Consider the following 12701-nt stretch of genomic DNA (forward strand, 5'->3'; position numbering starts at 1 on the left):
GTTACCTGTCCTTGACCGTCTCCATCGCCACGAAGGTCGAGGTCTGGGCGACGTGGGGCAGGGCGGAGATGCGCTCACCGAGCACGCGGCGATAGGCGGCGATGTCCTTCGTGCGGACCTTAAGGAGATAGTCGAAGCTCGACGCCATCATGTGGCACTGCTCGATTTCCGGCACGGCTTGTACGGAGCGGTTGAAGGCATCGAGCGCGGCGGATCGGGTGTCCGATAATTTCACCTGCACGAAGGCGACATGGCCTTCGCCCATGCGTTCGCGGTCGATGATCGCCTGGTATCCCCTGATATAGCCGTCCTTCTCCAGCCGCTTCACCCGCGCCTGCACCGGTGTCTTCGACAGGCCGACCTTGACCGCCAGTTCCGACATGGAAAGCCGGCCATTGCCGGCCAGTGCCGACAGGATGTTCCTGTCGATGCGGTCCAATTGATCTTCTGTCATCGAAACTGCAGCCCGAATGAGCAATTTTTCGGCAACATGATAGATCAATTGAGCTGCCCTGTCGATTTTTTCAGACCGCCTGAAATCTGGCACTTGTGCTAGCTTGCGCCATTCGGTCCGGTGACCGCCGGCCCGTTCCCTTGTGCTTGCTCATAGGACCGCCATGCCGCTCGACGCCATCCGCCAGCAGATCCGCGCCAATTATTTGCCCGACGAAGACGCAGCGGTTAAGCGATTAGCCGAGGCGGCCGGGCTTTCGGCCGGAGACCGTAAGGCGATCTCGGCGCGTGCGGCCGACCTGGTGCGGGCGGTGCGCGGTTCGTCCGATCCCCGGCTGATGGAAATCTTCCTCTCGGCCTACGGCCTCTCCACCAAGGAAGGCGTGGCGCTGATGTGCCTGGCCGAGGCGCTGCTGCGCGTACCCGACACAGAGACGATGGACGATCTCATCGCCGATAAGATCGCGCCGCACGACTGGTCGGCGCATTCGGGCGGTTCGAGTTCGATCTTCGTCAACGCCTCGACCTGGGCGCTGATGCTGACCGGCCGCGTGCTCGAGGAAGGTGAGGGCGGTATCGAAGGCACGCTGCGCTCGATGGTACGCCGGCTGGGCGAACCGGTCATCCGCAAGGCAGTGGCCGCCGCCATGCGCGAGATGGGCGAGCAGTTCGTGCTTGGCCGCACGATCGCGGAAGCCGTCAAGCGCGGCCGGCCGATGACACAGAAGGGTTATCTCTACTCCTTCGACATGCTGGGCGAGGCGGCCCGCACCGAGGCGGACGCGCTGCGCTATCACAAGGCCTATGCCGACGCCATTTCCTCGCTCGATGCTGGCTCGAACGGGCCAGATATCCGCCAGAACCATGGCATCTCCGTCAAGCTTTCGGCACTGCATCCACGCTACGAAGAAGCGCAAAAGGAAGAGATGCTGCCTGTGATGGCCGAGCGGCTGTTGTCGCTGGCCCTGGCCGCACGGCATTCGCGGATGGGGCTCAACATCGACGCCGAGGAGGCGGATCGTCTCGACCTGTCGCTCGACGTGATCGAGCGGGTGCTGGCCGAGCCGGAACTCGCCGGCTGGAACGGCTTTGGCGTCGTCGTGCAGGCCTATGGTCCGCGCGCGGCTTTCACCATCGATTGGCTCTATGCCCTGGCCAACAAGCATAATCGCAACATCATGGTCCGGCTGGTCAAGGGTGCCTATTGGGACACGGAGATCAAGCGGGCGCAGACACTCGGGCTTGCCGGTTATCCCGTGTTCACGCGCAAGGCCAACACCGACGTCTCCTACATGGCTTGCGCGAAAAAGCTGCTTGGCATGACCGACCGCATCTATCCGCAGTTCGCCACCCATAACGCGCACACCGTCGCCGCCATCCTGTCGATGGCTGACAGTCGCGACACCTTCGAATTCCAGCGCCTGCATGGCATGGGCGAGGCTTTGCACGAAACGGTGCGCAAGGCCGAAGGCACGCGTTGCCGTATCTATGCGCCGGTCGGCGCGCATTCGGACCTGCTGGCCTATCTGGTCCGCCGGCTCCTGGAAAACGGCGCCAACTCCTCCTTCGTGCACCAATTGACCGACGAGGAGGTCGAGCCGGAGGATATCGCACGCGATCCGCTGGAAACGGTTGAAAGCCAGGGTCCCGCCGCCAATCCGGCGATTGCCCGGCCTTCCCAGATCTTTGGGATCGGGCGCCGCAACTCGAAGGGATTCGACATCACCGACACGGTGACGCTGGCGGCGATCGAGCAGGCCAGAGCGGCATTTGCGGGTCCCGATCGCTGGCACGCCAAGCCGATCACGCGCGCCGCCGGCTACGGCAAGCAGCGCCCGATCCTCAATCCGGCAAAGCCTTCCGAGGTGGTCGGCACGGTTCACGAGGCTGCCGCCAAGCAGGTCGCAACCGCCGTGCGCATCGCTGTCGAGGCGCAGCCGGCGTGGGCAAAACGCCCGGTCGCCGAGCGTGCCGCTATCCTCAACCGTGCCGCCGATCTTTACGAGGCCAATGCCGTCGAGTTCTTCGCGCTCGCCACGCGCGAGGCCGGCAAATCGCTGGCCGACGGCGTCGCCGAAGTGCGCGAGGCGGTCGACTTCCTGCGCTATTACGCCACCGAGGCGGCGAACGCCGAAACGGGCACGCAAGCGCGCGGCGCCATCGTCTGCATCTCGCCGTGGAATTTCCCGCTCGCCATCTTCACCGGCCAGATCGCGGCAGCACTTGTCACTGGCAATTCAGTGATCGCCAAGCCAGCCGAGCAGACCCCGCTGATCGCCTTCCGCGCCGTCGAGATGCTGCGCGAGGCCGGCGTGCCGGAAGACGTCATCCAACTCCTGCCCGGGGACGGCCCGTCGGTCGGTGGTCCGCTGACAGCGGACCCGCGTATTGCCGGCGTCTGCTTCACCGGCTCGACCGAGGTCGCCAAGCTGATCGAAAAGCAATTGGCCGAGACCGCGGCGCCGGACGCCATGCTGATCGCCGAGACCGGCGGCCTCAATGCCATGATCGTCGATTCCACGGCACTTCCCGAGCAGGCGGTGCGTGACATCCTCGCGTCGGCCTTCCAGAGTGCCGGCCAGCGCTGCTCGGCGTTGCGCGTGCTCTATGTCCAGAAAGACGTCGAGAAGAAGATGCTGGAGATGCTGAAAGGCGCCATGGAGGCGCTCAACGTCGGCGATCCCTGGCGGATTTCGACCGATGTCGGTCCGGTGATCGACGATGACGCGCAAAGTTCGATCCGCGATTATTGCACGACGATGGGCCTGCAGGGCCGGCTGATCGCTAAACTTGATGCGCCCAAGGATGGCCGCTTCGTCGCGCCGCATGTCTTCCGGGTCAAGGGCATCGAGGAGATGGAGCGCGAAGTATTCGGGCCGGTGCTGCACGTCGCGACCTTCGACGCCGACCAGATCGACAGCGTCATCGCCGCCATCAACCGCAAGGGCTACGGCCTGACCTTCGGCCTGCACACCCGCATCGAAGGCCGGGTGCAGCATTTCGTCGACGGCATCCATGCCGGCAACATCTATGTCAACCGCAACCAGATCGGCGCTGTCGTCGGTTCGCAGCCATTTGGGGGCGAGGGCCTGTCCGGCACCGGGCCAAAGGCCGGCGGGCCGCACTATCTCAGGCGTTTCCGCAAAGGGCCTGAAGCGGGCACGGAAGTCGGCGAAGGCCATAAGGTGACGGCGACCGAACTGGCCGACAATCTGCCCGATCCCGCTCTCGGCGGCTGGTCGACGCGGCCGGACCGGGTCGCCATCCTCAGGAAGCATCTTCGCGGCAAGGGCGCGGCCGCGATCGGTGCCGCCGCCAGCATTGATTTCGGCCAGGTCGATCTGCCCGGGCCGACCGGCGAGGCCAACACGCTGTCGCTGTCGCCGCGCGGCCGGGTGCTGTGCTTGGGGCCGGACGGCGACACGCTGCTGGCGCAGACCATCCAGGCGCTCGCCGCCGGCAATGCGGTGCTGGCTGTTGCGCCGGGTGCACCGGCGGCGCTCTCGGCATTGACCGGCAAAGGCCTGCCGCTGGCGGCCATCGACGGCCGCCCCGATCCTGTCGAGGCGCGCTCGCTGCGCGTCGATGTGGTTGCTTTTTCAGGCACGCCCGAGGCGGCGCGCATCGTGCGCAAGGTCATCGCCGAGCGCAGCGGGCCGATCGTCCCGCTGGTCAGCGAGGTGCTTTATCCGGCGGCTTATGCGCATGAGCGGGCGGTCTGCGTCGACACGACCGCCGCGGGTGGCAATGCCAGCCTCTTGGCCGCCGCATAGGTCGGCATCTACGCGCCCTCGACGACGGAAAAGCCCTCGAATTGCGGGTGGCCGAGATAGTGGACTTTCGTCGTGCCGACATTCCGGTGGGCGGCGCGGAAGTTCTCCGACTTGGTCCAGGCGACGAAATCATCGTGACTTGCCCACGCCGTGTGCGACGCGAACAGCGTGTAGCCCTCGGTCTCGTTGACCGGGCCGCGCAGCAGGTGGAATTCGCGAAAACCCTTCATCTTGGCCAGGCTGGAGTCGCGGTTCTTCCACATGGCTTCGAAGTTGCCCTCCGAGCCGGTCTGGACCTTGAAGCGGTTCATGGCGATGTACATGGGGTCCCTTTCATGCGGATGTTGATGGTTGCGCCGCACCGCTTGTTCCGGGCCTAGTCAAAACGGGCCGATCCCGACCTCGAACTCCAAGCTCGGGTTCGATGCCTGTGACGGAATTGGAGGGAAGGGAGCGGCCTTGCGCACGATGCCAAGCGCGGCCTCGTCGAAAGTCGGCGATCCTGAGCTTTCCAGAATGCGCAACTGGTCTATGTCGCCCTTCCTGCCTATGGCGAATGCCACAACCGCATTGTTACGCGCGGCCAGTTGCAGCGAAGGCGGGAGAGTACGATTGACGCTGCCGAGTTTTCGAAAGACGTTGCCGCGGTAGCTGTCTTCCGCGGCGCTGCCTTGGTCTTTTTGCCTTTTGCCCTTGCTGGCCGCTTCCGCCAGCCGGTCCTGGCCATCGGCCGTGCCGCTCCGTTCATTCGCTGCTCCAGCAGTGGCAGGGGCAGCCGCCGGAGTTGGCCTTGCAACGGGGATCGGCGGTTGGTCCGGAACGGTGACAGGAATTTCGGTGGTTCCGGCCTGGGCGTTCGGCTGTGCCGGCGTTTCTGTCCTGGCAGCCACGCTCTGGTCATCCGGGCGCGGGGTTGCCGCCACCAGTATGTCCGGCGTGGCCACGGGCTGTTTGACCGGTTCCGCCGAGGGCTCCGAAGCCTGCTTCGCGGCGTCACGGGCAGGCTCGGGAGCGTGTGTCACCGGTTCCTGCGCGGGCTGTGAAGGTGCGGTCGGCGCCGGTCTGGCCGCCTTTGCCGGATGAGGCTTGGCCGTCGGCGGGGGCGGCACCAGCGTGACATTCATTGCCGCCGGGTCCTTGTCCAATGCACTGCCGGCGACCTTGTCACCTTTGTGATCGCCGCCTTCCGACTGCTCTGCCTCCCTGGAATCGAACTTGCCGGCGGACGAGATCAGAAAAGCCGCCGCCACGCCGGCATGGAGCAGGCAGGAGATGGCGATCGCAGCCTGCCACTTGCCGTTGCTGGCTTGCGGTCGTGCCTGGGCAAGTCGCTCTGCCGGCGCTATTGCCAACTCGCTGCCAGCGTCGGGGAGTGGATTGATTTCCTGCATGTCGCGGGCGCGAAATTGCAGCGATACGCGCAGACTTGTCAAATCAAGATCGGCTGCCTCAACCGGTAAGCAATCGAAGCCGGCCAGCGGCCCTGCCACGGTCTTTTCTTATGCGGTCCCACTTCAGACGCCGAAAGCGATGCCGGTCCTGGTGTCCGTCTTCAGCTTGCGCATGCAGGCAGTTGGTTCGACGCCCGTGCCAGCGCAATCCGTTCCGCTGTTGACCAGCACGCGGCTGACCTTGGTGCAGTCGGTGCCGGCCAGGTCAAAGCGTGTCACCTTGGTCTTGCCGTGCGGCAGGTCCTTGAAGTCGAGCACGGTCAGCCGGTCGACGATGCCGGCCTTGTTGAACAGAGCGATCTCGAACGCCGCCTTGGTCAGGTCGGCGCCGAGATTGTTGCTGACCAGGAAGGTCAGCCGGCAGCCCTTGCCGGAAGGCTGCGCGGCATTGAGTTCGAGGGTCAGGACCGGCGCGGACTGCTCAGCCCACGCCGGAATTGTCGTCAGCGACATCGCCAGCGTCGAGGTCAGCAAACGAAGGGATGCCGTCAAGGGCGTCATGGTCAGCCTCCAAAGCGCATGGTTGCCGCTAGCTTCAGCGTGATACCGGGTTCGTAGACCGCAACCGTGGTGCTGCCGTTCAGCGGATTGGCGTATTTGACGTCGAACAGATTGTCGGCGCGGAAATCGACTTTCAGATTGTCGGTCGCCTGATAGCTGGCGAAGGCATTGACCAGTGTGTAGTCCGTCGCAACGGCATTGCCCTTCGGCTTGCCGTTATACTGCACCTCACCGCCGACGGTCAGCTTGTCCTCAAGGAAACGCAGGCCAAGCTGAGCGGTGACCTGAGAGGAGGGAATAGTGGCGAGGTCGGCTTCCACACCCTTGTAGGAAACGGTGTGGCCATCCGTGATCGAGGCCGAGAAGCCGGCATAGCCCCATGCCGCGTCATAGACGCCTTCCAGCTCGAAACCGTTGATCTTGGCCTTGGCGAAATTTTGGTACTGGAAGCAGATCGGGATTCCGGGGCCGAAGGGGCAGCCGCTGCCTGGAGCGAACGGCGACAGCGTTACGCCGTCGATATAGTCGTCGACATCGTTGTTGAAATAGGCTGCTTTCAGGCGCAAGGCGTCGCCCGGTTCGAAGATGTCGTTCTGCTTGTAGTTGACGCCGAACTCGGTCGTCTTGCCGGTTTCAGGCCGCAGATTTGGATTGGGCAGGAACGGGAAGCTGACGCCGGCTGGATGATTGCCGCTGATCAGCGTTTCCGTGATCGAGGGCGAGCGGTAGCCTTCCGCATAAGTGCCGTAGAATTGCAGGCCGGCAAGCCCGGCGCTCTCGAACGGCGAGACACCGACCGTGACGCGCGGGGATAGCCTGTGTCCGGAAATATCGTGCGTGTCATCCTTCAGGCTGTAGCTGTCGTAGCGCAGGCCAGCGATGACTTCGAGCCAGTCCCAGGTGAGCTTGTCCTGGACATAGGCGCCGGACACGTTGCGCTTGCCCGACGGCGTGTAGAAACTGTCGCCCCCGGCCGCGCCACCCGTCTTGACGTTGTCGCCGACCCAATCGCCGCCATAGGTCAGTTCATGCGCGATGCCGTTCGTTTCGAACCGTGACGTGTTCCAGATATCGATGCCGGTCGTGCCGACATCGAATGTCGACAGTGATCCTGCCGGCAGCACCACGGGAAGACCGGTCACCGGATCGAAGCGATTCTGCGGCGCGAGACTGGTCAGGTCGAGATTGGTCTTGTTGTAGGACGTGTTGATGTGGAGATCGAGCCAGCTCTTGTCTTCGTCCGTGATGTTGTAGCGGGCCGTGAAGGTGTTCGACTTCAGGTCGACATCGTTGACCGGCACGCCGCCGCTGGTCTCGTCCCAGCCGTCGCTCGAACCGACCCAGCCGAGCTTGAGCTCACTGTTCTCGGTTGGCCGGATGGTCGTCTTGAACAGGCCGCTCTGCACGTCGAAGCCGGTGCCGTTGACGGTGTCGCCGTCGCCGTCCTTGTAGTTGTCGTAGTCGCGGTAAACGATGTTGCCCAACACGTCCCAGTTCTCATTGATGCGATAGGCACCGGTGGCGCTGGTGGTCCAGCCCTTGCCGTTGCTCTCGTAGCGTCCGGTGACGGATCCGGCCCAGGTCTCGTCGGGCTTCAGGAAATCGACCGCATCCTTGGTATCGAAGAAGACGACGCCGCCAATAGCGCCCGAGCCATAGGTGTTGGCGACGGGACCACGGATCACGTCGACGGATTTGACGAGCTCGGGATCGATGTAGAAGGTCGACTGGGTGCCGTGGTCGGAACGCTGGAAATTCTGGCGCGCGCCATCGACGATCACCGCGACGCGGCCGAAATCCTGCAGGCCGCGGATGTTGATGCTGGTGCTGACGCGCCTGGCGTCGGCCTGCGCAGCGACGCCAGGCACACCGAAAAGCATCTCGTTCGGCGTTGTCGCCATGCGGCGATCGAGCTGTTCCTGGTCGACATGGCTGGCAGAGGCCAGCGACTGTATCGCCGTTTCGCCGGTGCGGCTGAGCACCAGGATCCTGTCGAGCAACGTAGCGACCGCGGGGGCTGCCTTTTGCTGGTCAGTCTTCTTCGATTGATCTGTCTGCTCGCTCGCCGCCTGCGTCGCAGGTTGCGCGTGCGCCGATGGCGCGGATAGAGCGATCGTCGCCACGCTTGCGAGCAAAGCCGCCGCACCGTTCGCCGCCGACCGGCCGCGCCGTTCCCAACTTATCAACCCCATGCCCCAACTCCAAATCCCAGGTTCCATGCTGGCTGGCCCGGGGCTTGCTGGCATTTTGATCGTATCCGGCATCTTAAATGTTGACTCATTTAGTCCGGTATTGCACTGACTAGTAAACATGATTATTCAAGTCAAGAAATGAATCGGCAATTCGCAACGCCTAGCCAGATGCCCGGCACAGGAAAGGGATCGACCCAGATGAACACGCACAATCCCAACGAGTTTCGCTATCGCGTCCGCCGTTCCGACGATACCTCCACCCGTTTCGATCGGGTCTCGCTGGCGGTGCGGACGCTGTCCAGCAACACGCTGTTCCAGGGCGAGCACGAAATCGGAATCGAGCATCATGGCGCGCTTTACCGGCTGAAGATCACCCGCCAGGGCAAGCTCATTCTCAACAAGTAAGACAAGGCATCAGGGGTAAAGACATGGACCAGCGCGTAAAACCCGCTCCGCATGAAATCCGGCGGGCCCGGACCGACAATCCGAAAGCGCGCGAGCGTGACCTGGCCGCCCAGCTCGGTATTTCGGAGGCCGAGCTGGTGGCCGCCCATTGCGGCGACGGCATCGTCCGCGTCGAACCCCGCGTCAACGACCTTCTGACCGGTATCGAGGCCGTTGGCGAGGTTATGGCGCTGACCCGCAACGAAAGCGCCGTACACGAGAAGATCGGCGTCTATGACAAGGTCGTCACCGGCAATCACAATGCCATGGTGCTCGGCGAGAACATCGACCTGCGCATTTTTCCGAAAATCTGGGCGCATGGCTTTGCCGTGGAGAAGCGCGACGGCGACGATATCCGCCGCAGCCTGCAGTTCTTCGATGCGGCCGGCGACGCGGTGCACAAGGTGCATCTGCGCCCGGCCTCCAGCCTCCATGCCTACCAGAAACTGGTCGCCTCGCTGGAATCGCGGAACCAGGAGCCGACGATCGACATTTCGGGGCCGGTTCTCGATGAGGAAAGCGAGGCCGGGGCATCGAGGGCGAGCCCGGATGACCTGCGTGACCGCTGGAGCCGGCTGACGGACGTGCACCAGTTCTTCGGCATGCTGAAGACGCTGAAGCTCAGCCGCCGCCAGGCGGTGCGCATGGTTGGCCAGGACTACGCCTGGCTGCTCGACAACGACGCGGTGCGCGCCATGTTCCATCACGCCGCCGAAAGCGAGATGCCGATTATGTGCTTCGTTGGCAACCGCGGCTGCATCCAGATCCACTCCGGTCCGATCAAATCGATCAAGCCCATGGGGCCGTGGATCAACGTGCTCGACGAGACCTTCCACCTGCACCTGCGCACCGACCACATCCATGAAGTCTGGGCGGTGCGCAAGCCGACCAAGGACGGCCATGTCACATCGCTCGAGGTCTATGCCGCCAATGGCGACATGATCATCCAGTTCTTCGGCAAGCGCCATGAAGGCGAAGGCGAGCGCGACGACTGGCGTTTTCTGGCCGAGCACCTGCCGCGCATTCCGAACCCGACGGCAGCCTGAGGAAAGTGTGATGCGTTTTGTTTCGAGACCGTCCGCCCTGCGCGGATCGATGGTCGGTTATGCAATCGGCCTTTCCATGGCTTTCGCCGCGCTGCAACCAGCCGGCGCCACCGAAGGCGTTTCGGTGTTCGCCGATCCTTCGAAGATCGCCGCTATTGGCGGCTCCATCACCGAGATCGTCTATGCGCTGGGCGAGGAGAGACATTTGGTGGCGCGCGATTCCACCAGCCTCTATCCAAAGGCCGCGCTCGACCTGCCTGATGTCGGTTATATGCGCCAGCTGTCGCCGGAAGGCGTCTTGTCGGTCAATCCGACGGGCATACTGGCATTGCACGGCAGCGGCCCCAGGGAAGCCGTCGACGTGCTGAAGAAGACGAGCATTCCGTTCATCGACGTTCCCGAGCAGTACAACCGCGAAGGCATCCTCCAGAAGGTCCGCATTGTCGGCAAGGCGCTCGGGGCCGAGGCAAAGGCCGAGGTGCTGGCCAAGGACCTCGATGCGAAACTCACAGCCGCCGAAAAACGGACAGCCTCGATCAAGGAGCGCAGGCGCGTGCTGTTCATTCTCTCGACCCAGGGTGGCAAGATCCTGGCGGCCGGCAGCGAAACCGCGGCCGACGGCATGGTCAAGCTGGCGGGCGGGGTCAATGCGGTGGAAGGCTTTTCCGGCTACAAGCAAATGGCGGACGAAGCGATCATCACCGCAAGGCCGGACGTGATCCTGATGATGAGCAATGCCGGGCCGCCGGTCTCGGACGACGAAGTGTTCGGCAATCCATCCATCGCCTCAACGCCGGCCGGAACGGCGCGCAAGCTGATCCGCATCGATGGCGCCTATCTACTCGGCTTCGGGCCGCGCACGGCCGACGCGATCCATGATCTCGCCGTTTCGCTTTATGGCGCACAGGTCACGGACTGAGCATCATGGCCGACCAGTCGATCGCAGGTCCGGCGAAGGCGATTAGGGCATCCGACGGGGATCGTTCCGGCCGCGCCCGTGCCGTCATCCTTCTGCTGTGCCTGGGCTTGGCGATCGCCATCTTGCTTTCGCTCACATCCGGCGCATCGGATGCATCCGCCGTGACCGTCTTCAGGGATTGGCTCTTTGGCTCCGTCCCCGGCGATGCGGCGCTCAACGCCCGCGACAGCTTGATCGTCCATGACATCCGCATGCCACGCGTCATCCTCGGCATGTTGGTGGGTGCGGCGCTCGCGGTTTGTGGCGCCGTCATGCAAGGACTGTTCCGCAATCCGCTCGCCGACCCCGGACTTATCGGCGTTTCCGCAGGGTCCAGCCTTGGCGCGGTGATCATCATCGTTCTTGGCGGGACCGCGCTGGCGCCGGTGACCGCCTTGCTCGGAACGCTGGCGCTGCCGCTTGCGGCGTTCGTCGGCGGTCTCGTCACCACATTGGCGCTCTATCAGGTCGCCACGCGACGTGGACAAACCTCGGTCGCCACCATGCTGCTCGCGGGCATAGCCCTGGCGGCACTTGCCATGGCGCTGACCGGAATCCTCATATTCATGGCCGACGATCGCCAGCTGCGCGACCTGACCTTCTGGTCACTGGGATCGCTCGGCGGTGCGACATGGGCCAAGATCGCTTCCGTAGGACCCATAATCGTCCTGGCACTGGCGGCGATGCCGTTCCTGGCCCGCGGCCTTAACGCGCTGGCGCTGGGCGAAGCGACCGCCGGCCATCTCGGCATTCCGGTGCAGCGGCTGAAATACACTGCCATCATCGGCGTTTCGGCGGCGGTCGGCGCCTCCGTCGCCGTCAGCGGCGGCATCGGCTTCGTCGGCATCGTCGTGCCGCATCTGCTGCGACTGCTGATCGGACCCGACAATCGTTACCTGCTGCCGGCCTCGGGGCTGCTCGGCGCCTCCTCGTTGCTGCTTGCCGATGCGGTCGCCCGCACCATCGTGGCGCCGGCCGAGCTGCCGATCGGCATCGTCACCGCAATATCAGGCGCGCCGTTCTTCCTGTGGATATTGCTGCGCAGGCGCGGCGTGATCGATTTGTGAGGCTGGAATGATCGAGGCGAGGAATGTTTCGGTCGATATCGCCGGCAAGAGAATTGTTGCCGGTGTCGATTTCGATGCGCGGCCGGGCGAGGTGGCGGCAATCGTCGGCCCCAATGGTTCGGGCAAGACGACCTTCCTGAGGGCATTGTCGGGGGACCTCGGCTATACCGGGAGTGTCGTCCTCAACGGCCGCGACCTCGCAGCGATGAAGCCGGTGGAGGTCGCCGTCCAGCGGGCTGTGTTGCCGCAGGCGACGACACTGTCGTTTCCTTTCACTGTGCGGGAGGTCGTCAGGCTTGGCCTGGTCGGTGGCCGTTCGGGCGCGCTGCCGGGCGAGGACGGACGCCTGCCGGAACGGGCGCTGGCGCGGGTCGATCTCGACGGCTTTGCCGGCCGCTTCTATCAGGAGCTTTCCGGTGGCGAGCAGCAGCGTGTCCAGCTTGCGCGCGTGCTGTGCCAGGTCTGGGCGCCGGTGCTCGACGGCAAGCCGCGCTATCTGTTCCTTGACGAGCCGGTGTCCAGCCTCGACATCAAGCACCAGCTGATCATCATGAACATCGCCCGCGACTTCGCCAGAAGGGGCGGGGGCGTGGTAGCGATCCTGCACGACCTCAATCTGACGGCCATGTACGCTGACCGCATCTTCGTGATGCATCGCGGCCGGCTGGCCGCCAGCGGCTTGCCCCGCGACGTGCTGAGTGACGACCTGATCGAGAAGGTGTTCGATTGCCGGCTCAAGGTCGGCGTGCTGCCGGCCGGCAACATGCCGTTCGTGCTCCCGCAATCGTCGGTCAGCTGATATTCAGCCGACACTGC

11 protein-coding genes are annotated in these 12701 nt (G+C 64.0%); 6 read left to right on the forward strand and 5 right to left on the reverse strand.

Features of this window, described 5'->3' with window-relative positions:
* Position 1: 1 nt before the first annotated feature.
* Positions 2-454: an Lrp/AsnC family transcriptional regulator gene (locus tag LB571_RS13830; RefSeq protein ID WP_015317477.1), complete on the reverse strand. Its 453-nt coding sequence runs from the start codon at positions 452-454 to the stop codon at positions 2-4.
* A gap of 163 nt (positions 455-617) precedes the next feature.
* On the opposite strand from LB571_RS13830, the gene putA reads away from it, so the two are divergent.
* Positions 618-4226 carry a bifunctional proline dehydrogenase/L-glutamate gamma-semialdehyde dehydrogenase PutA gene (putA, locus tag LB571_RS13835; protein ID WP_224595111.1) on the forward strand — a complete coding sequence of 1203 codons (3609 nt, stop codon included), beginning with the start codon at positions 618-620 and terminating at the stop codon, positions 4224-4226.
* A gap of 8 nt (positions 4227-4234) precedes the next feature.
* Here putA and LB571_RS13840 read toward each other — a convergent pair whose 3' ends face one another.
* The 4 genes from LB571_RS13840 to LB571_RS13855 all read right to left on the reverse strand — a co-directional run bounded on the left by LB571_RS13840 (position 4235) and on the right by LB571_RS13855 (position 8370).
* A complete protein-coding gene (locus LB571_RS13840; RefSeq protein ID WP_224595114.1) occupies positions 4235-4549 on the reverse strand; it encodes an antibiotic biosynthesis monooxygenase family protein in 315 nt (104 codons plus the stop codon).
* Positions 4550-4606: 57 nt separating this feature from the next.
* A complete protein-coding gene (locus LB571_RS13845; protein ID WP_224595117.1) occupies positions 4607-5659 on the reverse strand; it encodes an energy transducer TonB in 1053 nt (350 codons plus the stop codon).
* Between the two features lie 81 nt (positions 5660-5740).
* Positions 5741-6178 carry a hypothetical protein gene (locus tag LB571_RS13850; protein WP_015317481.1) on the reverse strand — a complete coding sequence of 146 codons (438 nt, stop codon included), beginning with the start codon at positions 6176-6178 and terminating at the stop codon, positions 5741-5743.
* A 2-nt stretch (positions 6179-6180) separates the two neighbouring features.
* The gene (locus LB571_RS13855) at positions 6181-8370 is read right to left on the reverse strand and encodes a TonB-dependent hemoglobin/transferrin/lactoferrin family receptor (RefSeq protein WP_224595119.1); all 2190 of its coding nucleotides are present in this window, start codon (positions 8368-8370) and stop codon (positions 6181-6183) included.
* A 198-nt stretch (positions 8371-8568) separates the two neighbouring features.
* On the opposite strand from LB571_RS13855, the gene hemP reads away from it, so the two are divergent.
* From hemP to LB571_RS13880, 5 genes are read left to right on the forward strand one after another with little or no spacing between them, the layout of a single operon-like run.
* The gene (gene hemP / locus LB571_RS13860) at positions 8569-8775 is read left to right on the forward strand and encodes a hemin uptake protein HemP (protein ID WP_015317483.1); all 207 of its coding nucleotides are present in this window, start codon (positions 8569-8571) and stop codon (positions 8773-8775) included.
* A 23-nt stretch (positions 8776-8798) separates the two neighbouring features.
* A complete protein-coding gene (locus tag LB571_RS13865; RefSeq protein WP_224595122.1) occupies positions 8799-9860 on the forward strand; it encodes a hemin-degrading factor in 1062 nt (353 codons plus the stop codon).
* Positions 9861-9870: 10 nt separating this feature from the next.
* Positions 9871-10779: a hemin ABC transporter substrate-binding protein gene (locus LB571_RS13870; RefSeq protein ID WP_224595126.1), complete on the forward strand. Its 909-nt coding sequence runs from the start codon at positions 9871-9873 to the stop codon at positions 10777-10779.
* Positions 10780-10784: 5 nt separating this feature from the next.
* Complete coding sequence (locus LB571_RS13875; protein WP_224595128.1) at positions 10785-11885, forward strand: FecCD family ABC transporter permease; 1101 nt, start codon at positions 10785-10787, stop codon at positions 11883-11885.
* 7 nt (positions 11886-11892) lie between these two features.
* Positions 11893-12684, forward strand: a complete 792-nt coding sequence (locus tag LB571_RS13880) for a heme ABC transporter ATP-binding protein (RefSeq protein WP_140661088.1) — start codon at positions 11893-11895, stop codon at positions 12682-12684.
* Positions 12685-12701: the final 17 nt, after the last annotated feature.

The organism is Mesorhizobium sp. BR1-1-4 (genome assembly GCF_020165375.1).
In the GTDB taxonomy this organism is placed as follows: Bacteria; Pseudomonadota; Alphaproteobacteria; order Rhizobiales; family Rhizobiaceae; genus Mesorhizobium; species Mesorhizobium australicum.